The sequence below is a fragment of the Paraburkholderia sp. GAS32 genome (assembly GCF_050434225.1).
Taxonomy (GTDB): Bacteria; Pseudomonadota; Gammaproteobacteria; order Burkholderiales; family Burkholderiaceae; genus Paraburkholderia; species Paraburkholderia madseniana.
On the sequence record NZ_JBNPVS010000054.1, the window covers coordinates 43,747 to 68,401 of the forward strand.

General features: G+C 61.3%; 21 protein-coding genes. 17 read left to right on the forward strand and 4 right to left on the reverse strand.

What is annotated here, in order from left to right; all coding sequences use genetic code 11:
* Positions 1-125 precede the first annotated feature (125 nt).
* Both P3T25_RS40590 and P3T25_RS40595 read left to right on the forward strand, forming a co-directional pair.
* On the forward strand, positions 126-1,217 hold the full coding sequence (locus P3T25_RS40590) for a tartrate dehydrogenase (RefSeq protein ID WP_171927178.1): 1,092 nt from the start codon (positions 126-128) through the stop codon (positions 1,215-1,217).
* 90 nt (positions 1,218-1,307) lie between these two features.
* Positions 1,308-2,603, forward strand: a complete 1,296-nt coding sequence (locus P3T25_RS40595; RefSeq protein WP_171927177.1) for an MFS transporter — start codon at positions 1,308-1,310, stop codon at positions 2,601-2,603.
* A gap of 132 nt (positions 2,604-2,735) precedes the next feature.
* Here P3T25_RS40595 and P3T25_RS40600 read toward each other — a convergent pair whose 3' ends face one another.
* Entirely contained in the window at positions 2,736-3,017 is a 282-nt protein-coding gene (locus tag P3T25_RS40600) for a hypothetical protein (protein ID WP_154560721.1), read from the reverse strand.
* A gap of 329 nt (positions 3,018-3,346) precedes the next feature.
* Between P3T25_RS40600 and P3T25_RS40605 the strand changes: the two genes are divergently transcribed.
* Positions 3,347-4,477, forward strand: a complete 1,131-nt coding sequence (locus P3T25_RS40605) for a VIT1/CCC1 transporter family protein (protein ID WP_154560720.1) — start codon at positions 3,347-3,349, stop codon at positions 4,475-4,477.
* A gap of 468 nt (positions 4,478-4,945) precedes the next feature.
* Complete coding sequence (locus P3T25_RS40610; RefSeq protein WP_171927176.1) at positions 4,946-6,058, forward strand: hypothetical protein; 1,113 nt, start codon at positions 4,946-4,948, stop codon at positions 6,056-6,058.
* Between the two features lie 91 nt (positions 6,059-6,149).
* On the opposite strand, the gene P3T25_RS40615 is transcribed toward P3T25_RS40610, so the two are convergent.
* Entirely contained in the window at positions 6,150-6,473 is a 324-nt protein-coding gene (locus P3T25_RS40615; RefSeq protein WP_154560718.1) for a hypothetical protein, read from the reverse strand.
* Between the two features lie 293 nt (positions 6,474-6,766).
* Here P3T25_RS40615 and P3T25_RS40620 point away from each other — a divergent pair, with 293 nt between their 5' ends.
* The 5 genes from P3T25_RS40620 (at position 6,767) to P3T25_RS40640 (ending at position 11,370) form a co-directional block, all read left to right on the forward strand.
* Complete coding sequence (locus P3T25_RS40620) at positions 6,767-6,895, forward strand: hypothetical protein (protein ID WP_266259218.1); 129 nt, start codon at positions 6,767-6,769, stop codon at positions 6,893-6,895.
* Positions 6,896-7,243: 348 nt separating this feature from the next.
* Complete coding sequence (locus P3T25_RS40625; RefSeq protein ID WP_266259216.1) at positions 7,244-8,422, forward strand: quaternary amine ABC transporter ATP-binding protein; 1,179 nt, start codon at positions 7,244-7,246, stop codon at positions 8,420-8,422.
* Positions 8,415-9,317: a choline ABC transporter permease subunit gene (choW, locus tag P3T25_RS40630; protein WP_093644471.1), complete on the forward strand. Its 903-nt coding sequence runs from the start codon at positions 8,415-8,417 to the stop codon at positions 9,315-9,317. The genes P3T25_RS40625 and choW overlap by 8 nt, the downstream gene beginning before the upstream one ends.
* Positions 9,318-9,324: 7 nt before the next feature.
* Positions 9,325-10,326 (forward strand): GlxA family transcriptional regulator, encoded by a 1,002-nt coding sequence (locus P3T25_RS40635; protein ID WP_429362877.1) that lies wholly within the window; start codon positions 9,325-9,327, stop codon positions 10,324-10,326.
* Positions 10,327-10,434: 108 nt separating this feature from the next.
* Positions 10,435-11,370, forward strand: coding sequence for a choline ABC transporter substrate-binding protein (locus P3T25_RS40640; RefSeq protein ID WP_429362879.1), 936 nt, complete (start codon positions 10,435-10,437; stop codon positions 11,368-11,370).
* A gap of 125 nt (positions 11,371-11,495) precedes the next feature.
* Here the strand turns inward: P3T25_RS40640 and P3T25_RS40645 are convergent, their stop codons facing one another.
* On the reverse strand, positions 11,496-12,578 hold the full coding sequence (locus P3T25_RS40645; protein ID WP_429362881.1) for a GlxA family transcriptional regulator: 1,083 nt from the start codon (positions 12,576-12,578) through the stop codon (positions 11,496-11,498).
* Positions 12,579-12,830: 252 nt separating this feature from the next.
* Between P3T25_RS40645 and P3T25_RS40650 the strand changes: the two genes are divergently transcribed.
* The 7 genes from P3T25_RS40650 (at position 12,831) to P3T25_RS40680 (ending at position 21,378) form a co-directional block, all read left to right on the forward strand.
* Complete coding sequence (locus tag P3T25_RS40650; protein WP_154560708.1) at positions 12,831-14,225, forward strand: L-serine ammonia-lyase; 1,395 nt, start codon at positions 12,831-12,833, stop codon at positions 14,223-14,225.
* 46 nt (positions 14,226-14,271) lie between these two features.
* Entirely contained in the window at positions 14,272-15,516 is a 1,245-nt protein-coding gene (locus P3T25_RS40655) for a sarcosine oxidase subunit beta family protein (protein ID WP_429362884.1), read from the forward strand.
* A gap of 25 nt (positions 15,517-15,541) precedes the next feature.
* Entirely contained in the window at positions 15,542-15,868 is a 327-nt protein-coding gene (locus P3T25_RS40660) for a sarcosine oxidase subunit delta (RefSeq protein WP_154560707.1), read from the forward strand.
* Entirely contained in the window at positions 15,865-18,867 is a 3,003-nt protein-coding gene (locus P3T25_RS40665) for a sarcosine oxidase subunit alpha family protein (protein WP_429362886.1), read from the forward strand. Before P3T25_RS40660 ends, P3T25_RS40665 begins: the two co-directional genes overlap by 4 nt.
* Positions 18,857-19,513: a sarcosine oxidase subunit gamma gene (locus tag P3T25_RS40670; protein WP_408267354.1), complete on the forward strand. Its 657-nt coding sequence runs from the start codon at positions 18,857-18,859 to the stop codon at positions 19,511-19,513. The genes P3T25_RS40665 and P3T25_RS40670 overlap by 11 nt, the downstream gene beginning before the upstream one ends.
* Positions 19,514-19,573: 60 nt before the next feature.
* Positions 19,574-19,837, forward strand: coding sequence for a hypothetical protein (locus P3T25_RS40675; RefSeq protein ID WP_063499004.1), 264 nt, complete (start codon positions 19,574-19,576; stop codon positions 19,835-19,837).
* A gap of 122 nt (positions 19,838-19,959) precedes the next feature.
* A complete protein-coding gene (locus P3T25_RS40680) occupies positions 19,960-21,378 on the forward strand; it encodes an MFS transporter (RefSeq protein ID WP_154560703.1) in 1,419 nt (472 codons plus the stop codon).
* Between the two features lie 127 nt (positions 21,379-21,505).
* Here P3T25_RS40680 and betA read toward each other — a convergent pair whose 3' ends face one another.
* Positions 21,506-23,191: a choline dehydrogenase gene (gene betA, locus P3T25_RS40685; protein WP_429362889.1), complete on the reverse strand. Its 1,686-nt coding sequence runs from the start codon at positions 23,189-23,191 to the stop codon at positions 21,506-21,508.
* Between the two features lie 104 nt (positions 23,192-23,295).
* Here betA and P3T25_RS40690 point away from each other — a divergent pair, with 104 nt between their 5' ends.
* The gene (locus P3T25_RS40690; RefSeq protein ID WP_372342400.1) at positions 23,296-24,402 is read left to right on the forward strand and encodes an IS5 family transposase; all 1,107 of its coding nucleotides are present in this window, start codon (positions 23,296-23,298) and stop codon (positions 24,400-24,402) included.
* Positions 24,403-24,655 lie beyond the last annotated feature (253 nt).

Consider the following 24,655-nt stretch of genomic DNA (forward strand, 5'->3'; position numbering starts at 1 on the left):
GATGAGCAGGCCGATGAACAGCCCATTATTAACTGCAGGTTAAGGATGCTTTGAGTCTAGCAGCGTTTTCGCGTGCGGTCGCCGTACTAGGATGCAGCCATACGTTCAACACCAAGGAGACGCCAGTGAAGACCTATCGCATCGCAACCATTCCCGGCGACGGCATCGGCAAGGAAGTCGTGCCCGCGGGCCAACGGGTTCTCGAGGCCATCGCTGCGCGTAGCGACGCCTTCCGGTTCGAGTTCGAGAATTTCGATTGGGGCGGCGATTTCTACCGCCAGCACGGGGTGATGATGCCGGCCGATGGGCTGGATGCCATCCGCAACAAGGATGCGATTCTGTTCGGCTCGGCGGGTGATCCGCATATTCCCGATCACGTGACGCTTTGGGGATTGCGCCTGAAGATCTGTCAGGGCTTCGATCAGTACGCGAACGTGCGTCCCACTCGCATCCTTCCTGGCATCGACGCACCGTTGAAGCGCTGTGGGCCGAAGGATCTCGACTGGGTCATCGTTCGCGAGAACTCGGAGGGCGAGTATTCCGGCGTAGGTGGACGCGCACACCAGGGCCATCCGATCGAAGTGGCAACGGACGTTTCGATGATGACCCGCGCGGGCGTCGAACGCATTCTTCGATTCGCGTTCCGTCTCGCACAGTCGCGGCCGCGCAAGTTGCTGACGGTGATCACCAAGAGCAATGCGCAACGCCACGCAATGGTCATGTGGGACGAGATTGCGCTCGAAGTCTCGAAAGAATTTCCTGGCGTCAAGTGGGACAAGGAACTCGTCGACGCCGCCACCGCACGCATGGTCAACCGTCCCGCCACGCTCGACACGATCGTCGCGACAAACCTTCACGCGGACATTCTCAGCGATCTGGCCGCGGCACTGGCCGGCAGCCTCGGCATCGCGCCGACTGCGAATCTCGACCCCGAGCGCCGCTATCCCTCGATGTTCGAGCCGATTCACGGCTCTGCTTTCGACATCATGGGCAAGGGTCTCGCCAATCCGGTCGGCACGTTCTGGTCGGTTGTGATGATGCTCGAGCATCTCGGCGAAAGGGCCGCTGCCCAGCAGTTGATGGGCGCGATCGAACGCATCACGGCTGACCCGGCGTTGCACACGGGTGACCTCGGCGGTACGGCCACAACAGCGCAGGTGACCGACGCGGTCTGCGCGATCCTCGCAGCGGAATCGGCGGCGTTCAAGGTAGCCTGAACTGGCCGCATGCAATACGCAACGCGCATTAGACAAAAACAAAACGCCCGGATGAATACGTCACGGGCGATTTAAAGACTGGAGACTGGCATGGCCAATGAATTGCAAGCCCGTGTGGTTCGCAAGCTGACGTGGCGTATTTTGCCCTTCGTCATGCTGCTTTATTTTGTGAGCTTTCTCGATCGTGTGAACGTCGGCTTCGCGGCGCTCACGATGAACAAGGACCTCGGCCTCTCGCCGACCATGTTCGGACTCGGCGGCGGCATCTTCTTTCTTGGGTACTTTCTGTTCGAAGTGCCCTCGAACCTCATTCTGAACAAGGTCGGTGCGCGCATCTGGATCGCGCGTGTGATGGTGACGTGGGGGCTGGTGTCGGCGGCTTCCGCGTTTGTCGTCGGGCCGAATTCGTTCTATACGCTGCGCTTCTTGCTCGGCGTGGCCGAAGCCGGTTTCTTCCCCGGCATCATTCTTTATCTCAGCCAGTGGTTTCCCGCGCGGCAACGAGCAGTCGCGGCGGCCGCGTTCATGGCGGCCGCACCTTTGTCGACGGCAATCGGATCGCCCATTTCAGGCGCCATCATGCAGATGCCGGCCCTGTTCGGCTTGAAAGACTGGCAATGGCTTTTCCTCATCGAAGCGATTCCTGCGGTTGTTCTCGGGTTCGTGGTTTTGAAAGCGCTCACCGATTCGCCAGAAAAGGCGGCATGGCTTGCCGCGGATGAGAAAGCGTGGCTCGTCGCGACCCTACGCGAAGAACGCGCGGGACGTGAATCGCAGGCGGGACACGCGGCAGGTGCGCTCGCCGCGCTGCGCGACCCGCGCGTGTGGATCATGTCGATGATTTACTTCGGCACCTCGGCGGGGCTTTATACGCTCGGACTGTGGGCGCCGCTGATCATTCGCCAATTCGGTTTTAGCGCGCTGGGTACCGGCGCGTTGAACGCGATTCCCAGCGTGCTGGCCGTGATCGGCATGGTGCTGTGGGCGCGCCATTCGGATCGCACTGGCGAGCGCACGTGGCATGTGGTGATTCCGTGCGTCGCAGCCGGCATCGGGCTCGCATGGGCAGGCTTTGCGGATACAGTTGTTGCAGTGGTGTTCGCGCTGATTCTCGTGAACGTGGGCATCAGCGCGGCCAAGGCGCCGCTGTGGGCCATGCCGAGTACCTTTCTCTCTGGCGCTGGCGCCGCGGCCGGTATCGCCATGATCAACTCGATCGGCAATCTCGGCGGTTTCGTCGGTCCGTTTGCAATCGGCTGGCTGAAGAGCGTGACGGGTGGATATGCTGCCGGGCTCTATGTGGTTGCGGCGAGTCTTGCGGTTTCCGCCGTGCTCACGTTGGCTATCGGCCGGCGAGGATATCGGGCGGCTCCTGCGCCGCAATGATCTCGCTGGTTTTTGATCGGCTTTCTGATTGAAGATGTGCCTCACTCCCGCGCTGATTGTTGCCCGCTGACTTGCCGCAAATAGTGGCTAGCGCGGAGACAGCGAGGAAGTGCAAGGCATCATCGCGCGTATTCAATGCTTGAACAATCCCGAATTCTTACCCTCGAAATGCATCGTCGAAGATTGCGAAAAGCTTGTCGCGGGTGCACCGTAACCTGAGCTGTCACCAGAGCCCGACATCTTGTGTGAGGGCTGCTGATATTGCGTACCCGGCTGATTGTTCTGCGTGTCGTGCATCGAGACGGTGGGTGCCGTCGTTGTGTCGTTCATCGGTGTGTTCATCTGCTGGGCAAACGACAGAGTCGGGATGGCGACAATCGACGCAACGAGCATGATGTGTTTGAGTGCTTTCATGATAGTTCTCCAATAGTGTGATGGTGCCGCGCCGACCATTCCGGTCGATGCGTATTCACAGAATAAGCAGCGTTCCTTAATTTATCCTTAGGCGAGGCCAAATTACTTTCTTCCGTATTTCGAAGCGCGGAAATACTGGACGATAGTGGCGAGAACCTGTGCTTGATGAGGACACGCATAAGCATGTCTTAAGAAAAAATCGTGCGGAACCAAATGGGGATGAGAACTGTTGGTGTTCTCGCTAAACATGTGCTTTAGGGGCTTTATGATTTCCGTGCCTGAATCGATTACGCTTCGTTGTTATCGAACCGATATGCAGGCACATTCCCATGGCATCCAAACATGAAGTCAAGCGGTACAGAGCCAATCTCTCCGACGAGCTCCACAGCGCCGCGCTCTATGAAACGCTCGCGAAAGTCGAGAAGGACGACACGCGCAAGCAGGTCTACAGCGACCTCGCAAAATCGGAGCACGATCATGCGCAGGTATGGGCCGATAAGCTGAGAGCTAACGGCATCCAGCCGAAGGGCACCGGCCAGGCCGTGAAAACGCGCCTGATGAAAGCACTGGTACGCATGTTCGGCGCGGGTTTCGTGCTACCCACGCTTGCCGCGGCTGAATACGCTGACCGTAACAAATACCACGGGCAACCGGACGCGGGCAGTATGTCGGCCGACGAGCATCACCACGCGGCGGTAGTCCAGACCCTGGCTCACGGCGGGGGCGACCCGGCCCTGTCGCAAGGGGCGCGCATCGCCGCTGCGGAGTCGTGGCATAAGGGCGTTTCGTCGGGTAACGATCTGCGTGCAGCCGTGCTCGGTGCGAACGACGGCCTCGTTTCGAATTTCTGCCTGATCATGGGCGTGGCCGGCGCGGGAACCGGCAACAAAGCGATCCTACTCACGGGGCTTGCCGGCCTGATCGCCGGCGCGTGTTCAATGGCGTTGGGTGAATGGCTGTCGGTGACCAATGCGCGCGAGCTGGCCAGTACCCAGATTGCTAAAGAAGCGGAGGAACTGGAGGTGTCTCCGGAAGCCGAGGAGCACGAGCTGGCGCTGATCTATCGCGCCAAGGGTCTGGACGCGGTCGAGGCCAAACGGGTGGCGTCACAGATGATGCGTGACAAGGACAAGGCGCTCGATACCCTGACGCGCGAGGAACTCGGACTCGATCCCTCGGAGTTGGGCGGCAATCCATGGTCCGCTGCAGGTGTCTCGTTTTGCCTGTTCTCGGTCGGCGCAATTTTTCCGGTGATGCCGTTCCTGTGGACGCACGGGCTTAGTGCGATCGTGCAATGCATCGTACTCAGCATGCTTGCACTCGCATCCATTGGGGTCTTTACCTCGCTATTCAACGGGCGCAGCGCAGGGTTCTCCGCCATGCGGCAGGTCGTCATCGGTCTCGTGGCCGCAGGCTTCACGTTCGGCGTTGGGAAGCTGTTGGGGGTATCGATTTCCTGATGAACACGATCGCGTTACGCTGATTCTCGCCTATTCTTTCAATTCATTTACCTATCTGGCAGCGAGGCATTACGGTTTGTTTTCAACTTGCTTGCCGAAGGCTACTCTCAGCCGCTTTCGTCGATGTGATTCTTACATCGACTACGTCATTTAATTGTTAAGCGATCCTATGAGTACACGCCGCTTTCAATAGCGGCTTTTTTTGCACCTCGAAAACGCACTCACTTAAGCGTCTCTTAAGCGGTGAGCCGGTAGTTTCCTTTGCGCTATCGAGAAGAAAAAATCCTGCGATTCGGTCAACAAGAAAGTTTTTCAAGGTGCACCTGTATTTCGCTACGTCATTCGATTGACATTATCTGCCGTTAAAGTGAAACCGCCGGCTTATACGGTTTTTTACTGTACTGGTGTGGTAGAGGGATGTCGTTTCCTTGACGAAGAAAAAATGCATTTAATCAGGATACCTTTAAAATGAAAAAGACTTCCATTGTTTTGATGATTTCGGCTGTGATGGCGCTTTCGGCGTGTGGCGGAGGCGTTGACAATCCGAGCCCGGCGGCAACAACGGCAGCGGCGGCGCCAGTTCCGAACACGGCAACCGCCACCGGCTACTCGCTCGCGGTATTCGCAAAAGCACCCTCGGCAACCCAGAAGCCCGATTCGATCGTGCAGATGGGTTCCAGCATATTCATCGGCTATCAGAACGCTGGCGAAGTGAAGGACGGCTCGGTGCCCGGTATCACCAACCAGGTCGTGCAATACGACCTGAGCGGCAACGCCCAGAAAACGTTCACGGTGCCGGGCCACGTAGACGGCCTGATGGCGCGCAGCGACACGAACACGCTATGGGCAATGGCGAATGAAGACGGCAATCCCGAGTTGACGATCATCGACCTCGCCACGGGCGCACAGAAAACCTATCAGGCGACGGTCAATCCCACCGTACACGGCGGCGGCTACGACGATATGCAACTCATCAACGGTGTCGTGTATGTGAGTGCTTCGGCGCCCACGACGCCGGGCGTGGGTCCGACCGTCGTTGCGCTCACGCTGAACGCCAATGGTTCCACCTTCGACGTGGCGCCGGTGCTGGCCGGCAACGCACAGGCTATCGACTTGACGCCATCGGTGGGCGGCGCGGCGAACCCGACGTTCAATCAGGCGGTGACGCTGACCCTGACCGATCCGGATTCTATGGCCATCGACCCGTCGGGGAAACTCGTGCTGGATAGCCAGGCGGACGGCAAGCTCGTGTTCATCAGCAATCCCGGGCCAAGTCAGAGCGTCAGTGTCCTGACGCTCACGCTGTACAGCGATAAGGATGGTCCAGTCTACCCAGTGGACGATACGCGCTTTGTCCCGGCGCCGGGTTCGACGGGCAAGACATTCATGCTGTTCACCGACGCAAACAACACGACGTACCGTGTCGATGCGCCGTTCAAGCAGGGTGATGCGTACAGCGCAGGTCAGGGGCAGGTGATGCAACTCGACGTGAAGTCCGGTCACCTCACGCCGGTGGTGGCGGGTATCGGTAGTGCATCCGCGTTGCAGGATCCGCACGGTATGCTCTTCGTCGCGCAGTAACTAGCAGGCAAGGCACGCCTCAGTGAGTTTCCTGAGGCGGCGGTCCGCACAACAAGCCCTTTACCAGCCATGCGCCGCCACTTCGTTGGCCTCAATCCCCATCCCCCCAACCATGGCGCTCGCGCCATTCGCGCTCGTGCTCCTCATGCTCGTGGTGGCGCCACCGTCGTTCGCGCCACTCCTGACGCTCATGCCACTCGCGGGCGCGCCAGTCGTCGCCGTAGCCGTAGCCATATTCCACCACCGGCGGGGGCGCATAAACGACCGGCGGAGGCGCAATGTAGGCCGGTTCCGCAGGCACAAAAACCGGCCCGGGAATGCCGATGCCGATGCCCACGTCGACGTGCGCGGAAGCGACTGTGGAAGCCACTAATATCGCGCCGCCGAGAAACACTGATAATAGGTTCTTGCGCATGTTTTTCTTTTCGCCTGATGGTTGCTGGCGATGACAGTGGAGATGGTGCGCAGTGTAGGCAGGGCCGCGGTTTGCAGGTGCAAGAGGGATGCGAGATTCGTAACACGGAGTAACGGCGCGCAGCCTTAAGGTTGCCCTAATGATTTCCGTGCACGATGAACCGGCCAGGCCTCCGGTTTTCCTCCATCGCGTGCAACCAGCGGTGCTGTTTTCGGCCCGAACCGGCAATCAATAGCCAGGTCGCGCCGTTTCAAATTTTGCCGAATGGCATCCACGATGGGCGGGGAATCGCAATGGGCTTTTCTGCAGAGGTTTGGGCGCTCGCGCGCCTGTATTGCATGTACCCGGTGCTGGGCGGCCTTGCGATCTGGTATTTTTCGCGGGCGGACCGTCTGCTACAGGTGGTTCGCGCCCGTCATTGAGCCTCGATCATTGATCATGGCGCCCACCTCGCGGGCGCGCAACGACGCCCGCTGAGCAACGGCGGGCTTGCTGCGTCGCGGCAAAATGCGCCTGCCACGTCGTCCGCACAGCCGTTTTTTCCTCCAGACCACCCTCACTTGCTCTGGCGCGACACGGCCGGCTAACCCCTCCAACACCTCGCAAACCCTTACCCAACGGGGCTTTGCCCGCCGCCAGCCGGTGCCCGCGCGACGGCGGTGTCGCATTTCCACATGTGGTTGTCGCAAATAGTCGGCTAGGCGTACTTTTTTCTGGCAACTATGTATGCACAGCGCGGACGGACGTCCGCCAAGCGAGGAGAGCATTCAATGAATTCCCCCAAGGTCGTGGTCGAAGGGCTGTGCAAGGTGTTCGGCACCAACCCGAAACAGGCGATCGGCATGCTGGCAGGCGGCGCAACCAAAGAAGAAGTCTTCGCGCGCACCGGTCAGATAGTCGGCGTCCATAACGTATCGTTCGAAGTCAAGGAAGGCGAGATCTTCGTGCTGATGGGCCTGTCCGGCTCCGGCAAGTCGACGCTGATCCGGCTGATCAACCGTCTCGTCGAGCCGACGGCCGGCAAGGTGCTGATCGACGGCCGCGACGTGGCCAGCGTGCCGCGCGCGGAATTGACGGCGCTGCGCCGCAAGGACATGAGCATGGTGTTCCAGTCCTTCGCGTTGATGCCGCAACGCACGGTGCTGTCCAACGCGGCGTTCGGGCTGGAAGTGGCAGGCGTCGGCAAGAAGGAGCGCGAAAAACGCGCCATGACCGTGCTCGAACAGGTCGGCCTCGCGCCGTTCGCGGAAAAGTTGCCGGCCCAGTTGTCCGGCGGCATGCAGCAACGCGTGGGTCTGGCGCGGGCGTTGGCAGTCAACCCGTCGCTGATGATCATGGACGAGGCGTTCTCCGCGCTCGATCCGCTCAAACGCAAGGAAATGCAGAACGTGCTGCTCGATCTGCAACGCGAGCAGCAGCGCACCATCCTGTTCGTCTCGCACGATCTGGAAGAGGCGATGCGCATCGGCACCCGGATCGCGATCATGGAAGGCGGCAAGGTCGTACAGGTCGGCACGCCCCAGCAAATCATCACCAATCCCGCCGACGACTATGTGCGGGCGTTCTTCGAAGGCATCGACACCAGCCGCTATCTGACGGCCGGCGACCTGATGCAGACCGACGCGGTGCCGCTCATGCAGCATTCGCCGCAGATCGACGCCTCGAGCGTGGCCGCGACGCTCAACGGCAGCGCCGAATACGCCTTCGTGCTCGACAGCGAGCGCAAGTTCCGCGGCTTCGTGTGCCGCGATGCGATGGGTAGCGCGTCGCCGCAGCTCAATCACATCGAGTGCATCCGCCGCACCACGCCGTTAGACGACGTCGTCGAACGCGTGGTGGCAAGCCGTGCGCCGCTGCCGGTCGTCGAAGCGGACGGCTCCTACTGCGGTTCGGTCAACAAGACGAACGTGCTGAACGTTCTCACGCGCCATCGAGGTTCCCATGTCTGAAGTCATTCCACTTGGCGCCTGGGTCGATCACGGCGTTCACTACCTGCTCGACCACGACGCAAAAACCTTCGATTCCATCGGCAAGGTCATCGAGAGTTTTGCCGCGCTGATCGAGCACGGCCTGCAAGCGGTGCCGATGTGGGCGCTGATGGCGTTTTTCGTCGGTGTCGGCTTGTGGCGGGTGGGCTGGCGTTTCGCGCTGTTCACGTTGCTGGCGATGCTGCTGATCTACGGCACCGGCTTCTGGGATCAGATGGTGATCACGCTCGGTCTCACGCTCTCGTCGACCTTGATCAGCCTGTTGCTCGGCGTGCCGCTCGGCATCTGGACCGCGAAGAGCCGCACCGTCGAAATGATGGTGCGCCCCGTGCTCGATCTGATGCAGACCATGCCCGCGTTCGTCTACCTGATTCCGGCGGCCATGCTGTTCGGTCTCGGCCGCGTGCCGGGGATTCTTTCCACGGTGATCTTCGCCATGCCGCCTGCTGTGCGTCTCACGTCGCTCGGCATCAAGCATGTGAATCGCGAAATCGTCGAAGCAGGGCAGGCGTTCGGCTGCACGCCCCTGCAATTGCTCTACAAGGTGCAGTTTCCGAACGCACTGCCGTCGATCATGACCGGCGTGAACCAGACCATCATGATGGCGCTCTCGATGGTGATCATCGCCTCGATGGTCGGCGCGGGCGGTCTCGGCAACGACGTGCTGGCGAGTATTCAGCGGCTCGATATCGGCCTTGGTTTCGAAAGCGGTCTCTCGGTGGTGATGCTGGCGATCATTCTCGACCGCATCACGGAAAGCTTCGGCCGCTCGCCTGGCACGGCGCGGGCGCCTCTGTTGTCGGGCTTGCGCAGCGTCATGAAGGTGCGCCGGGCGCCGGCGGCACAGCACGGCTGAGCCGCCTATGAAGCGCGACGCGATCTCTCCTGTTGTTGAGGCTCCATCAGACTCGCCGCTGTCCGGGCTCGCGCACTTCGGCTTTCTGACGCTGCCGAACTTTTCGATGATCGCGTTCACGAGCGCGGTCGAGGTGCTGCGCATGGCCAACTACGTGGGTCGCGCGCAGCACTACACATGGTCGGTGATTACGCCGGACGGCGAACCGGCGCAGGCGAGTAACGGCATCACCGTGAAGCCGACCACGACGCTGGTCGAAGCGGGCATGCCCGATGTGCTGATCGTCTGTGCCGGCTGGCATGTGCGCGACTACGTGGACGAGACGATCATCGCCTTGCTGCAAGATGTTGCGTCGAAGGGCATTCCGCTTGGCGGTATTTGCACGGGACCGTACGCGCTGCTGGCTGCGAATCTGCTCGACGGTTATCGCTGTACCGTGCATTGGGAAGACATGTCCCCGTTGCACAAGAGTTACCCGCACGTGCGTTTTGCCGATGAACTGTTCGTGATCGACCGTGACCGGATGACCTGCACCGGCGGCACCGCGCCACTCGATCTGATGCTGAACCTGGTCGGCATGCGCCTTGGCCATGCCGTCGCCGCGCAAGTGTCAGAGCAGTTCATCGTCGAGCGGATTCGCGGGTCGACGGATTATCAGCATATTCCCGTCGACGCGCGGGTCGGCTTCTCGCGAGCGGAATTGATCGAAGTCGTGCGCTTGATGGAAGCGAATATCGAAGAGCCGTTGTCGCTCGACGAACTCGCGCGGCTCGTGCATCTGTCGCAACGCCATTTGCAGCGGATGTTCAAGATGTTTCTGAGCGTATCGCCGACGCACTATTACCTGACGCTGCGTTTGCGTCGTGCGCGTGAACTGTTGCGCAATACGGATGCGTCGATCGCGCGGGTAACGGCTGTGTGCGGTTTTCATTCGCCGTGCCATTTCAGTAAGGCCTATCGCGCGCAGTTTGGTCACGCGCCGAGTGTAGAGAGACGGTTGTCTGCGTAGATGAGTCTGCATGAGTGAGTTGACGTCAATGAAGTCGACGCAAGAAGTCGCACTTTGAAAATCCGATTATTAAAACCAGTGAAGCATCAATCACCCAAAGGGAACGCCATGAAACGTTTGTGGGCTGCGTCGTTGTGCGCGCTGTCGGTGTCATCTGCCCTTGCCGCGGAACCTGCCACCTGCCGGGACGTCCGGTTCGCCGACGTCGGCTGGACCGATATCGCGGCGACGACCGGTCTCGCTTCGACCGTGCTGGAAGGGCTCGGCTACAAGCCGACCAAAACCATCGCTTCGGTGCCGATCACCTTTGCGGGGGTGAAGAGCAAGCAGATCGATGTGTTCCTCGGCTACTGGTCGCCGACCATGGACCCGATGATCGATCCGTTCAAGAAGGCCGGCCAGCTCACCGTGCTGCCTACGCCGAACCTGACCGGAGCGAAATACACGCTGGCCGTGCCGGACTACGCGTATCAGGCGGGCATCAAAACCTTCGCCGACATCGCGAAGAACTACGACAAGCTCGACGGCAAGATTTATGGCATAGAACCGGGTAACGACGGCAATGCGCTGATCAAGAAGATGATCGACAGCAACCAGTACGGTCTTGGCAAGTTCAAGCTGGTGGAGTCGAGCGAGGCGGGCATGCTGGTCGAAGTGAATCGCGCGGTTCGCGACAAGAAGCCGATCGTGTTCCTCGGCTGGGAACCGCATCCGATGAACGTGCAGATGAAGATCGATTACCTGTCCGGCGGTGACGACGTGTTCGGCCCGAACTACGGCGAAGCCAGAGTGCTGACGGTCACACCGAACGATTACTCGGCGCGCTGCCCGAACGTCGCAAAGCTCGTGTCGAACCTGCAGTTCACGACGGATATCGAGAACCACGTGATGCTGCCGATCATGAACAAGACGGATCCGAACAAAGCGGCGAAGGACTGGCTGAAGGCGAATCCGGCTGTGCTCGACAAGTGGCTTGCCGGCGTGAAGACCTTTGATGGGAAGGATGGGTTGCCGGCGGTGAAGGCTTATGTTGCGGGGAAGTGAGGGTTGAGGGTTTGGGTTTCGCATTCGCGTCGTTCCGGCGGCGCGAATGCGGGGGGCTGCAAACCCTGACCCATCACTTCGGCCGGCAAGCCAGCGCAGAAAAACCCGGACGACAAACGGCGCCCTCAAATTGCCTGAGCCCGCCCCGGGAAGGTTTCGTCATAGCCTGAACCGTCATCGACTTCGGCCGCCGTACCGCGTTGCTCGCGGTACATCATCGGCGGCAAACCGAACTGCTTGCGGAATTCGCGGCCCAGATGCGAGGCGTCGGAAAAGCCGCAACTCGACGCGATATCCGCTACCGTTTTATCCGAACTTGTCAGCAGCCAGGCTGCAGTGCGCAAACGCACCTGCTTCGCATAGGCCTGCGGCGCCTTACCGGTTTGCGCCTTAAAAAGCCGTTCGAGCTGACGCGGCGACAGGTCGAGCTTGCGTGCCAGTTCATCCAGCGATAACGATCGCCCCACATGCTGCTCCATCAGCAAAATCGCGCGCTTCACCTTCGGATGCGCAGCAGGCGCCAACCCCGGTGGATGCGGCTGCGGCGCATTGCCCTTTTGCATATCGTCCACCAGCAGAATCCGCAACGCCTTCTGCACCGTGGCCGTTTCAAAGTGGCGCAGCAGAATCGCGGCCGCCACGTCGATCGACGCCCGCCCACCGGAACACGTAATGCGCCGACGGTCGATCACAAATAGCCGATCCGCCACCAACGCCTCCTCGTTGACCGACGGAAAGCGCTCGATGAAATCCCAGTAGTGAAACCAGCTTACGCAGATGCGGTGGCCTTCCAGCACGCCTGCGCGCATCAGCGAGAACACGCCGGTGCACATGCCGACGAGCGTCGCATCGGTGGCGGCAGCGCGGCGGATGAAGGCCAGCGTCGCATCGTTCGCGGCCGGCCCCGAATGCAGCAGGCCGCCCACCACGACGACGTAATCGAAGCGTTCGGCGTTGTCGAACGTCTCCCACGGCGTGATCTGGATCCCGCAACTCGCACGCACTGGAGCAAGGGTTTCCCCTATCACGCTCCAAGAACAGCGCACGGGCTTGCTAAAGTCGCCTTCGTCCGCGGACAGGCGCAACAGGTCGACGAAACCCGAGAACGCCGTCAGCGTGAAGTTCGGCAGCAGGATGATGCCGAAGCGGATGCGTTGCTTCAAGGTGCCGTCGATCGATTGAAGGGGAAGCGGTTCAGCGGAATTCATGCGTGCAGCCGGCAAGGGAAAAGGGTTGAAACAAGCATAGCACCGGGGACAGGGGCGCTTAAGCTGCCCCTGTCGCAAATGCGTCAGAAGTCATCGCAAATCCGCCGCAGCGCTTGGCCGGCGGCCCGCTTGACGCCACTATCCCACTGTCATGCCGTTTTTATTCTATCGGTCCAATTTGACGTGCGGTGCAATAGGGGCTAGTTCAAGCCAAACCCGGCACCCTAAGTATCGCAACGTATAAGGCACGCCATGAACGTCAGCGTCTTCGATCTGTTCAAGATCGGCATCGGTCCCTCAAGCTCGCACACGGTCGGGCCGATGATCGCTGCGTGCCGCTTCGCCTCGCATATCGAAGACGCCAATCTGCTGAGCTTCGTGCGTCGCGTCAAGGTCGAGCTGTTCGGCTCGCTCGGTGCGACCGGGAAAGGGCATGGCACGGACAAGGCGGTGCTGCTCGGCCTCGAAGGCAATCTGCCCGATCTGATCGACCCGGACGTGATCGAACCGCGCCTGCAGGCGATTCGCGAAACGAAGCAACTGGTGCTGCTCGGCAAGCATCCGGTCAAATTCGACGAGCGCGAGCAGCTCGGCTTCTTTCGCAAGCTGATGCCGGGCGCGCCGGGCTCGAGCATCGTGCATCCGAACGGCATGCGTTTTCAGGCCTTCGACGAAAACGGCCAGTTGCTGGTGGAGAAAGAGTATTACTCGATCGGCGGCGGCTTTGTGATCAATCGCGAAGGCGACCGCGTCAATGGCCTGCGCGCTGGCGCCGAAGTGCCGTTCCCGTTCCGGACCGGCGACGATCTGATGCGTGTGTGCCGCGAAACCGGTTTGTCGATCGCCGAGGTCACGCTGCGCAATGAATGCGCTTCGCGCACCGAACAGGAAGTGCGCGAAGGGCTGCTGACGATCTGGCGCGTCATGTCCGCCTGTGTCGAACGTGGCTGCAAGGTGCGTGGCGAGTTGCCCGGCCCGATGCACGTGAAGCGCCGCGCGGCCGACCTGTGCGCGCAATTGCGTTTCCGTTCGGAAGAATCGCTGCGCGATCCGCTGTCGATGCTCGACTGGGTCAATCTCTACGCCATGGCCGTGAACGAAGAAAACGCTGCGGGCGGGCGCGTCGTCACGGCGCCGACCAACGGCGCGGCCGGCGTGATTCCCGCGGTGCTGCATTACTACGTGAAGTTCATGCATGCGTCGAACGACGAGGGCATCGTCACCTTCCTGCTGACGGCCGCGGCAATCGGCATCATCTATAAGGAAACCGCCTCGATCTCGGGCGCCGAAGTGGGCTGTCAGGGCGAGGTCGGCGTTGCGTGCTCGATGGCCGCCGCGGCGCTCGCCGCTGTGATGGGCGGCACACCGACGCAAGTCGAAAACGCCGCCGAGATCGGCATGGAACACAACCTCGGCATGACCTGCGACCCGGTTGGCGGGCTCGTGCAGATTCCCTGTATCGAACGTAACGCGATGGGCGCGATCAAGGCGCTCAACGCGGCGCGCATGGCGATGAAGGGCGACGGCCAGCACTACGTGTCGCTCGATAACGTGATCAAGACGATGCGTGAAACCGGCGCGGACATGAAGACCAAATACAAGGAGACGTCGCGCGGTGGACTCGCCGTGAACGTCATCGAGTGTTGAACAAGTTAAGAATCAAAGAGTAACAACAGGACCCAAAGGACCAACAATGAGCCGCTATTCGATATTCAGCCTGTTGCGCAACGGGATGTCGTATCACGAGAACTGGGAGCGTCAGTGGAAGAGCCCGGAGCCCAAGCGTGAATACGACGTCGTGATCGTCGGCGGCGGCGGGCATGGCCTCGCCACTGCCTATTACCTCGCGAAGGAGCATGGCGTGCGCAATATCGCCGTGCTGGAGAAAGGCTGGATCGGTGGCGGCAATACCGCGCGCAATACGACCATCGTGCGCTCGAATTACCTGTGGGACGAATCGGCCGCGCTTTACGAAAAGGCGATGAAGCTGTGGGAAGGTCTGTCGCAAGACCTGAACTACAACGTGATGTTCAGCCAGCGTGGCGTGATGAACCTCGCGCACACATTGCAGGACGTGCGCGACACCGAACGCCGCGTGAATGCAAACCGGCTGAACGGGGTGGATGCCGAATTCCTCACGCCGGAGCAGATCAAGAAAATCGAGCCGACCATCAATCTGAACAGCCGCTATCCGGTGCTCGGGGCGTCGATTCAACGCCGTGGCGGCGTAGCGCGCCACGATGCGGTGGCATGGGGCTTCGCACGCGGGGCGGATCAGCACGGTGTCGATATCGTGCAGAACTGCCAGGTCACGGGGATTCGCCGCGACGGCAGCCAGGTGGTCGGCGTGGATACCACCAAGGGTTTCATCAAGGCGAAGAAGGTTGCGGTGGTTGCGGCGGGTAATACGTCGTCGCTCGCCGATATGGCGGGTATCCGCTTGCCTCTGGAGAGCCATCCTTTGCAGGCTTTGGTCTCGGAGCCGATCAAACCGGTCGTCAATACGGTGGTGATGTCGAACGCGGTGCACGCGTACATCAGCCAGTCAGACAAGGGCGATCTGGTGATCGGTGCGGGCGTCGATCAGTACACTGGCTTCGGTCAGCGCGGCAGCTTTCAGATCATCGAAGGCACGCTCGAAGCGATCGTTGAGATGTTCCCGGTGTTTTCGCGTGTGCGGATGAACCGCCAGTGGGGCGGCATCGTGGACGTGTCGCCGGATGCGTGCCCGATCATCAGCAAGACCGACGTGAAGGGGCTTTATTTCAATTGCGGCTGGGGCACGGGCGGCTTCAAGGCGACGCCTGGTTCGGGTTGGGCCTATGCACACACGATCGCGAAGGACGAGCCGCATCCGCTGAACGCGCCGTTCTCGCTGGATCGGTTCTATACCGGCCATCTGATCGATGAACACGGCGCCGCAGCCGTTGCCCACTGACTCCGGTCGACACGAGGAGAACCATATGCTGCTGATCGAATGCCCTTGGTGCGGGCCACGCGCCGAAACCGAATTTTCCTGCGGCGGCGAAGCCGATATTGCGCGTCCGCTCGACACCGACAAGCTCACCGACAAGGAATGGGGCGACTACCTGTTCATGCGCAAGAATTCGCGCGGCGTGCATCGCGAGCAATGGATGCACACGCAAGGATGCCGCCGCTGGTTCAAGGCCCAGCGCGACACCGTGAGCTACGAGATTCAGGGCTACGAGACGTTCGAACGTCCGCTGCTCGCGATGGACAGCAACGAGGCTAACGCACAAGACAAGGCACACGAGGGCAAGGCACCATGAGCCAGAAAGACCGACTCCCCAGCGGCGGGCGCATCAACCGCGCGATCGTACTGAACTTCACGTTCAACGGCCGCAAGTACCAGGGTTACCAAGGCGATACGCTCGCGTCCGCGCTGCTCGCGAACGGTGAGCACTTCGTGGCACGTAGCTGGAAGTACCACCGGCCGCGCGGCATCGTGACGGCGGGTGTGGAAGAGCCGAATGCGATCGTGCAGCTCGAAACCGGCGCATACACGGTGCCGAACGCGCGCGCGACTGAAGTGGAGTTGTATCAGGGACTCGTCGCGACCAGCGTGAACGCGCAGCCGAGCATCGAAAAAGACCGCATGGCGATTAACCAGAAGTTCGCACGCTTCATTCCGGCGGGCTTCTACTACAAGACCTTCATGTGGCCGCGCAAATTCTGGCCGAAATATGAGGAAGTGATTCGCGATGCAGCCGGTCTCGGCAAGGCGCCTGAGCAAACCGATGCGGACCGCTACGACAAGTGCTTTGCGCATTGCGACGTGTTGGTGGTCGGCGGTGGTCCGACGGGGCTGGCGGCTGCGCATGCGGCGGCATTGTCCGGCGCACGCGTGACGCTGATCGACGATCAGCCGGAACTCGGCGGCTCGCTGCTGTCGTGCCGTGCGGAGATCGACGGCAAACCGGCGCTGCAATGGGTCCACAAGATCGAGGACGAGTTGCGGCAGATGCCCGATGTGAAGATCCTGTGCCGCAGCACCGCATTCGGTTACCAGGACCATAACCTCATCACCGTCACGCAGCGGCTCACCGAGCATCTGCCGGTGTCGCAGAGAAAGGGTACGCGCGAACTGATGTGGAAGATCCGTGCGAAACGCGTGATTCTCGCAACAGGCGCGCATGAGCGGCCGATCGTGTTCGGCAACAACGATCTGCCGGGCGTGATGCTGGCCTCGGCTGTGTCGACCTATCTGCATCGCTATGCGGTGCTGCCGGGCCGCAATGCCGTGGTGTTCACGAACAACGACGACGGCTATCAATGCGCGCTCGATCTGAAAGCGGCCGGTGCCCAGGTGACGGTCGTCGATCCGCGCGCGGCCGAATCGAAGGGCACGCTGCCCGCGCTCGCACGGCGCTATGGTGTCAAGGTAATGAACGGTGTGGCTGTGACAGCGGCGCACGGCAAGCTGCGGGTTGCCTCGGTCGAAGTCGCGTCGTATTCGAACGGACAGGTCGGGGCGAAGCAGGGCGAGCTGCCCTGCGATCTGCTCGCGATGTCCGGTGGCTGGAGTCCGGTGCTGCATCTGTTCGCGCAATCGGGCGGCAAGGCGCACTGGCATGACGACAAGGCGTGCTTCGTGCCGGGCAAAGCGATGCAGGCGGAGACCAGCGTTGGTGCGTGTGCCGGTGATTTCACGCTGGGACAGGGGATTCGCTTCGCGGTCGATGCCGGTGTCGAGGCGGCGCGTGCAGCCGGTCACATCGTTGCGCGGCCGAATCCGGTGCACGTGGCCGAGGTTACCGAAACGAAGATGCAACCGCTGTGGCTCGTCGGTGGCCGCGAACTCGCAACGCGCGGGCCTAAGCAGTTCGTCGACTTCCAGAACGACGTGTCGGCAGCCGATATTTTTCTGGCGGCGCGCGAAGGTTTCGAATCGGTCGAACACGTGAAGCGCTATACGGCGATGGGCTTCGGCACCGATCAGGGCAAGCTCGGCAACATCAACGGCATGGCGATTCTCGCGCAGGCACTCGGCAAGACCATTCCCGAAACCGGCACGACGACGTTCCGTCCGAACTACACGCCGGTTACGTTCGGCACGTTTGCGGGCCGCGAGCTGGGTGAGTTTCTCGATCCGGTGCGTAAGACCGCGGTGCACGAATGGCACGTGGAAAACGGCGCGGCGTTCGAGGACGTCGGCAACTGGAAGCGTCCCTGGTACTTCGCGAAGGCCGGCGAGGACATGCATGCCGCAGTGGCGCGCGAGTCGCTCGCGGTGCGCACGAGCGTCGGCATTCTCGACGCTTCGACGCTCGGCAAGATCGACATTCAGGGCCCCGATGCGGCGAAGCTGCTGAACTGGGTCTACACGAATCCGTGGAGCAAACTGGAAGTCGGCAAATGCCGCTATGGCCTGATGCTCGACGAAAACGGCATGATCTTCGACGACGGCGTGACCGTGCGTCTCGCCGACCAGCACTACATGATGACGACCACCACAGGCGGCGCGGCACGCGTGCTGACGTGGCTCGAACGCTGGCTGCAAACCGAGTGGCCGGACATGCGCGTGCGGCTCGCTTCCGTGACGGATCATTGGGCGACGTTTGCCGTGGTCGGCCCGAACAGCCGCAAGGTCTTGCAGAAGGTCTGCCACGACATCGACTTTGCGAACGCGGCGTTCCCGTTCATGAGCTATCGCGAAGGCACCGTGGCAGGTGCGGCATCGCGCGTGATGCGGATCAGCTTCTCGGGCGAACTGGCTTATGAAGTGAACGTTCCTGCGAACGTTGGTCGCGCGGTGTGGGAGGCGCTGATGGCCGCAGGCGCGGAATTCGACATCACGCCGTATGGCACCGAAACCATGCACGTGCTGCGTGCGGAGAAGGGCTACATCATCGTCGGCCAGGACACGGATGGGTCGATGACACCGTACGATCTCGGCATGGGCGGGCTGGTCGCGAAGTCGAAAGACTTCCTCGGCAAGCGTTCATTGACGCGCTCGGATACGGCGAAGGCGGGGCGTAAGCAACTGGTCGGACTGCTCGCGGACGATCCGTCGTTCGTGATCCCTGAAGGCTCGCAGATCGTCGCGGGTCCGTTCCAGGGCGATACCGCGCCGATGCTCGGTCACGTCACGTCGAGCTATTACAGCCCGATCCTGAAGCGCTCGATTGCAATGGCGGTGGTGAAGGGCGGCCTCGACAAGATCGGCGAAACGGTCACGATTCCGCTCGCGAGCGGCAGGCAGATTGCGGCCAAGGTCACCAGCTCGGTGTTCTACGACAGCGAAGGAGCACGTCAACATGTGGAATGAAACAAGAGGGACGGTGTCGGCAGTGGATCGCGCTGTCGGCCAGCAAACGGGCGTGTGGCAGGAGTCGCCGCTGGTGGGCGCGGATGCGCTGCTGAAGAAGCATCAGGCGACGGTGTCGGCGGCCTTTAGATTGAGCGAGCGGCCGTTTCTCGAACTCGTGAATGTGCGTGGCGACACGCGTGACGCGGCGTTCGTGAGCGCGGTGGAAAGCGTGATCGGCTGCCGGCCGCCCGAGAAGGCGAACACCATTGCACGCGGTAATGGTTACGACATGCTGTGGCTCGGTCCCGATGAGTGGCTGGTGCGTTCGGCCATGGCGCACGACGCGACACGTACCGCGCCGTTGCAGGCGAAGCTCGGTGCGGCATTTGTGGGCGTGTTCGCGTCGGCGGTGGATATCGGCAGCGGCTATACGGTGCTCGAGATCAGCGGCACGCGAACGCGTGAAGTGCTGGCGCGCGGATGTCCGCTCGATCTGCATCCGAAACTGTTCGGCGAAGGGCAGTGCGCGCAGAGTCACTACTTCAAGGCTTCGATGACGTTGTTGCCCACCGGCGCGGACAGCTTCGATATCGTCGTGCGCCGCAGCTTTGCGGACTACTTCGTCAAGATCATGCTCGATGCGGCCGAGCCGCTGATGTCGTGAAGCGCGGCGGGCGGTGTCTTGCTGAGGCACCGCTCGCGGCTCTCCTGATCGCCGACTGACATGACGTCGACACGTCTCGCCACCGCGCGTCTCACCGAGCGCGCGTGCCAACAGGGCGATGCCCATGCCGCGCTCGCGCTGCTCGATCAGAGCATCGTATTGCGGCATCGGCGCATCGCGTTGATCCGCTATCTCCTCGCACAGCAGTTGGGCGCACCACTGCAGTCGCGGCATCACGAATACGTTGAGAAGATTGCCGCTCGCTTGAGTGCGGATGCGCTTGCGCGGATTGCCGGCGCTGCGCGGGCGCGGTTGCGACCCTAACGACGCCCTCGTTCCATCCCGATGACGTATTCCTTCTATGTGGCCGATTTATGTCGGCGTCTACTGAATACGCACTGATCGGAACGTCCACGCGGCAGCCGCCGCATCAACGAGGGCATGACATGTCTACCGTTTTTCAGCCTCGCGCGAGCGCAGCCGCCAGACTCGAACGCCTGCCGTTCTCCGGATATCACCGGACCATTTTCATCATCATCGCGATCGCGTTCTTTTTCGACTCGGTCGATCTCGGCACGATGACCTTCGTGCTCGGTTCGATCAAGAGCGAATTTCATTTGTCGAGCGCGACGGCGGGGTTGGTCGCGAGTGCGAGCTTCTTCGGCATGGTGATCGGCGCAGCGGTTGCCGGATTGCTGGCCGATCGCTTCGGACGGCGCCCCGTGTTTCAGTGGAGCATGGTGCTGTGGGGGCTCGCGTCGTATCTGTGCTCGACCGCACAGAGCGTCGAGGCGCTGATTTTCTATCGCGTGCTGCTCGGTTTCGGCATGGGCATGGAGTTTCCCATCGCGCAGACGCTCTTGTCCGAATTCGTACCTGCCAGGTCACGTGGACGACTGATCGCGTTGATGGATGGCTTCTGGCCGCTCGGATTTATCACGGCGGGCGTGGTGTCGTATTTCGTGTTGCCGACGTTCGGGTGGCGCACCGAGTTCGCGCTGCTGGCGATTCCCGCCGTGTTCGTGCTGATCGTGCGCCGTGTCGTGCCGGAGTCGCCGCGCTGGCTGGAACATCGGGGACGCCTCGCCGAGGCGGACAAAATCCTCGCCGAAGTCGAAGTGAAGGTGATGAAAGCGACCGGACTGAGCCAGTTGCGCGCACCGGTGATGCTGCAGGAACCGCCGGCAGCGAAGGGCACGAGTGCGTTCCGCGAGATCTGGAGCGTGGCTTACCGCCGTCGCACGATCATGGTGTGGACGTTGTGGTTCTTCGCGTTGTTGGGATTTTATGGGCTGACGTCGTGGCTCGGCGCGCTGATGCAACAAGCGGGCTTTGCGGTGACGAAGTCGGTGCTGTACACGGTGCTGATTTCGCTCGGCGGGATTCCGGGTTTCATCTGCGCAGCGTGGCTGGTCGAACGCTGGGGACGTAAGCCGACCTGTATCGCGTCGTTGACCGGCAGCGCAGTGATGGCCTATGTCTACGGACAAACCGCGCTGCACGCGCAAACGCCGACGCTGCTGATCTGCGCCGGACTTGCGATGCAGTTTTTTTTGTTTGCGATGTGGGCGGTGCTTTACACCTATACGCCTGAGCTTTATGGCACGGGAGCGCGGGCTACGGGGTCAGGGTTTGCATCGGCGATTGGCCGCGTGGGGTCGTTGATCGGCCCTTATGTGGTCGGCGTGGTGCTGCCGATGTTCGGGCAGGGTGGCGTGTTTTCGCTTGGCGCGATGTGTTTTGTGATCGCTGCTGCAGCTGTATGGACTATGGGGATCGAGACGCGTGGGCTGGCGCTGGAGACTTTGGTGTCTGGAGCAGTTGAGTCGGACGCGCAGGGAGTGTTGAGTCCTGCGCGGGAGTGACGCTTGCCGAGTGTCCTGTCCCGTTCGAGAATGACCGCTTGTCCTCTGACCGAACCCCAAAAAAGGGCCGCGAAATATTCGCGGTCTTTTTACTGGCGCCAGGTTCGACGGTTAGTGTCGACGCGGATTAAACCGCCGCTACGTCACGCTTCCGCGAAGCCATCCCATTCGCCACGAAGTAAGGCGTCTCCACCCGCGCCAGAGTCTTCCGTCCGCGAATCTGATCTGCGATCTTCTCCGCAAGCATGATCGTCGGCGCGTTCAGATTGCCGGTGGTGATCTGCGGCATGATCGATGCATCGACCACGCGCAGCGCATCGAGCCCATGCACGCGGCCTTCGTTATCCACCACAGCCATATCGTCATAACCCATTTTGCACGAGCACGACGGATGAAACGCGGTCTCCGCACGCATGCGCACGAAAGCATCGAGCTGTTCATCCGTCGTCAACTCCGCGCCCGGATTCAGCTCCTGGCCGCGATAGCGATCCAAAGCCGGCTGCCGCATGATCTCGCGCGTAATACGGATCCCGTCACGGAATTCCCGCCAGTCGAGCGGATCGGCCATGTAGTTGAACAGGATGCTCGGATGCGCGGCAGGATCGCGTGACGTGAGCTTCACACGACCACGGCTTGGCGAACGCATCGAGCCGACATGCGCCTGGAAACCGTGCATCTTGATCGCGTTGGAACCGTTGTAGTTGATCGCGACGGGCAGGAAGTGATACTGGATGTTCGGCCACAGATCCTCATCGCGGGTACGGATGAAGCCGCCCGCTTCGAACTGATTGCTCGCGCCAATACCCGTGCCGTTAAGCATCCATTCAAGTCCGATGGCCGGCTGATTCCACCATTGCAACGCGGGATACAGCGAAACCGGCTCCTTGCATTCGTACTGGATGTACATCTCCAGATGGTCCTGCAGGTTTTCGCCGACGCCTGGCAGATCGTGCACGAGCGGCACGTCGAGCTCGCGCAGCCACGTCGAACGGCCTACGCCCGAGCGCTGCAACAATTGCGGCGAGGCAATCGCGCCGCTGCACACCAGCACTTCGCGGCGTGCATGCGCTGTCTCGGCATTGCCGTGACGCAGATACGTGACGCCAATCGCTCGCTTGCCCAGGAACAGCACGCGATCGGTCATGGCATGCGTCACGATGGTGAGATTCGGGCGCGTCTTGGCGCGATCCAGATAGCCGCGCGCGGTGCTGGCGCGTCGGCCGTTCGCTGTGACCGTGCGATCCATCGGGCCGAAGCCTTCCTGCTGATAGCCGTTGAGGTCGTCGGTACGCGGAAAACCCGCCTGCACGCCGGCCTCGACCATTGCCGCGAACAAGGGATTGTTGCCGGGCTTGCTCGTCGTCACATGGACCGGGCCGTCGCCGCCGTGATACGCGTTCGCGCCGACATCGCGTGTCTCGGCTTTGCGGAAGTACGGCAGGCAATCCAGATAGGTCCAGTTTTCCAGCCCGGGGCGGCCGGCCCACCCGTCGTAATCGAGCGCGTTGCCGCGGATATAGCACATACCGTTGATCAGCGACGAACCGCCGAGCCCTTTGCCGCGTCCGCACTCCATGCGACGGTTGTTCATATGCGGCTCGGGGTCGGTTTCATACGCCCAGTTATAGCGCCGACCTTGCAACGGATAGGCGAGGGCCGCGGGCATCTGCGTGCGGAAATCAAAGCGGTAGTCGGGGCCGCCTGCTTCGAGGAGCAGCACGGTCACATCCGCGTCTTCGGTCAGGCGAGAGGCGAGCACGTTACCCGCTGAACCCGCGCCGACGATGATGTAGTCGTATTCGTTCGAAGCCATCGCCAACACTCCTTAGCAGGCTGTTGAATTTGGATCCCGTGTAAACGGGGTTTGAGGGACAGGCGTTATGGATATCGTGTTCATGATCTTTGGCAGCGGATGCGATGCGCGGAATGGATGAGATGCAGGAGCCCCTGTTCACGACGGTCAAGCTGGAGGACTTCGTCCCGGCAGATCACCCGTTGCGACCGATCCGGTTGCTGGTGAATGATGCGTTGAAACGGCTCAACGGGCTGTTCAGCGTCATCTACGCGGACACCGGCCGTGCCTCGATTGCGCCTGAGAAGCTGATGCGGGCGCTGCTGTTGCAGGTGTTCTACTCGGTGCGCAGCGAGCGCATGCTCATGGAGCAGATGCGCTACAACCTGCTGTTCCGCTGGTTCGTCGGGCTGGCGATTGAGGACGCCGTGTGGGACCACTCGGTGTTCTCGAAGAACCGCGACCGGTTGCTGGAGCATGAAGTCGTGGAAGCGTTCTTCACCGAAGTCATGAGCCTGGCGGACAAACGGGGCTTGCTGTCGAGAGACCATTTCTCGGTGGACGGCACGCTGATTCAGGCGTGGGCCAGTCACAAGAGCTTCCGCCGCAAGGACGGCCCGGACGATGGTCCGCCAGCCGGCGGTGGCCGCAACGCCGACACTGACTGGAAAGGCGAGCGACGTAGCAATGCCACGCACGAGTCGACTACTGATCCGGAGGCGCGATTGTTCAAGAAGAGCCACAAGAGCCCGGCCATCCTGTGCTACCACGGGCACATCCTGATGGAGAATCGCTCGGGGCTGGTGGTCGGCGCCGTGGTTAGTCACGCGGATGGTTTCGCCGAGCGGGCCAGCGCGTTGCAATTGCTCGATTGCGTGCCAGGCGCTCATGCGAAGACAGTTGGTGCCGACAAGGCGTATGACACCCGCGACTTCGTGAACGATTGCCGCGCTCGCAACGTGACACCGCATGTCGCGCGCAACGATGAGCGTTGGGGCGGCAGCGCAATCGACGGTCGCACTTCGCGGCATGCGGGCTACCGGATTAGCCAGATCATCCGCAAACGAATCGAAGAGCATTTCGGCTGGGGCAAGACCATCGGACGGATCCGGCAGACCGTCTATCGCGGTATCAAGCGCGTCGACCAGCACTTCAAGCTGACGATGGTTGCGAGCAATCTGACCCGCATGGCCCGAATGCCAGGTGTGGTGCCGCAAGGAGCGACGCGATGAGCCGCTACGGCGCGAAGACTGCGCGCCACAAGGGCTGCATGCGTGCGCATGCCCCGCGCAGATTGCGCGGCGAACCGGTAATTCAGCGGGAAATCGCACGCGCAAGCCTCCTGAACATAGCTTCGGTCCTCATGACGGGGCGCTTTTCAACAGCCTGTTAGTCTTACTGTGTCATATATCCTGAGGACCACTGCTTCGATGAATGGTGCAAGCGTTGCGTGAGCCGTAGTCCGAGCAAGATGCGCAACGTAGT

Bases quoted from the DNA above. Each gene is read 5' to 3' on its own strand.
- P3T25_RS40595 (WP_171927177.1), top strand. From the start codon at position 1,308: ATGGCCAATGAATTGCAAGCCCGTGTGGTTCGCAAGCTGACGTGGCGT.
- P3T25_RS40600 (WP_154560721.1), bottom strand. From the start codon at position 3,017: ATGAAAGCACTCAAACACATCATGCTCGTTGCGTCGATTGTCGCCATC.
- P3T25_RS40605 (WP_154560720.1), top strand. From the start codon at position 3,347: ATGGCATCCAAACATGAAGTCAAGCGGTACAGAGCCAATCTCTCCGAC.
- P3T25_RS40610 (WP_171927176.1), top strand. From the start codon at position 4,946: ATGAAAAAGACTTCCATTGTTTTGATGATTTCGGCTGTGATGGCGCTT.
- P3T25_RS40615 (WP_154560718.1), bottom strand. From the start codon at position 6,473: ATGCGCAAGAACCTATTATCAGTGTTTCTCGGCGGCGCGATATTAGTG.
- P3T25_RS40620 (WP_266259218.1), top strand. From the start codon at position 6,767: ATGGGCTTTTCTGCAGAGGTTTGGGCGCTCGCGCGCCTGTATTGCATG.
- P3T25_RS40625 (WP_266259216.1), top strand. From the start codon at position 7,244: ATGAATTCCCCCAAGGTCGTGGTCGAAGGGCTGTGCAAGGTGTTCGGC.
- choW (WP_093644471.1), top strand. From the start codon at position 8,415: ATGTCTGAAGTCATTCCACTTGGCGCCTGGGTCGATCACGGCGTTCAC.
- P3T25_RS40635 (WP_429362877.1), top strand. From the start codon at position 9,325: ATGAAGCGCGACGCGATCTCTCCTGTTGTTGAGGCTCCATCAGACTCG.
- P3T25_RS40640 (WP_429362879.1), top strand. From the start codon at position 10,435: ATGAAACGTTTGTGGGCTGCGTCGTTGTGCGCGCTGTCGGTGTCATCT.
- P3T25_RS40645 (WP_429362881.1), bottom strand. From the start codon at position 12,578: ATGAATTCCGCTGAACCGCTTCCCCTTCAATCGATCGACGGCACCTTG.
- P3T25_RS40650 (WP_154560708.1), top strand. From the start codon at position 12,831: ATGAACGTCAGCGTCTTCGATCTGTTCAAGATCGGCATCGGTCCCTCA.
- P3T25_RS40655 (WP_429362884.1), top strand. From the start codon at position 14,272: ATGAGCCGCTATTCGATATTCAGCCTGTTGCGCAACGGGATGTCGTAT.
- P3T25_RS40660 (WP_154560707.1), top strand. From the start codon at position 15,542: ATGCTGCTGATCGAATGCCCTTGGTGCGGGCCACGCGCCGAAACCGAA.
- P3T25_RS40665 (WP_429362886.1), top strand. From the start codon at position 15,865: ATGAGCCAGAAAGACCGACTCCCCAGCGGCGGGCGCATCAACCGCGCG.
- P3T25_RS40670 (WP_408267354.1), top strand. From the start codon at position 18,857: ATGTGGAATGAAACAAGAGGGACGGTGTCGGCAGTGGATCGCGCTGTC.
- P3T25_RS40675 (WP_063499004.1), top strand. From the start codon at position 19,574: ATGACGTCGACACGTCTCGCCACCGCGCGTCTCACCGAGCGCGCGTGC.
- P3T25_RS40680 (WP_154560703.1), top strand. From the start codon at position 19,960: ATGTCTACCGTTTTTCAGCCTCGCGCGAGCGCAGCCGCCAGACTCGAA.
- betA (WP_429362889.1), bottom strand. From the start codon at position 23,191: ATGGCTTCGAACGAATACGACTACATCATCGTCGGCGCGGGTTCAGCG.
- P3T25_RS40690 (WP_372342400.1), top strand. From the start codon at position 23,296: ATGCGCGGAATGGATGAGATGCAGGAGCCCCTGTTCACGACGGTCAAG.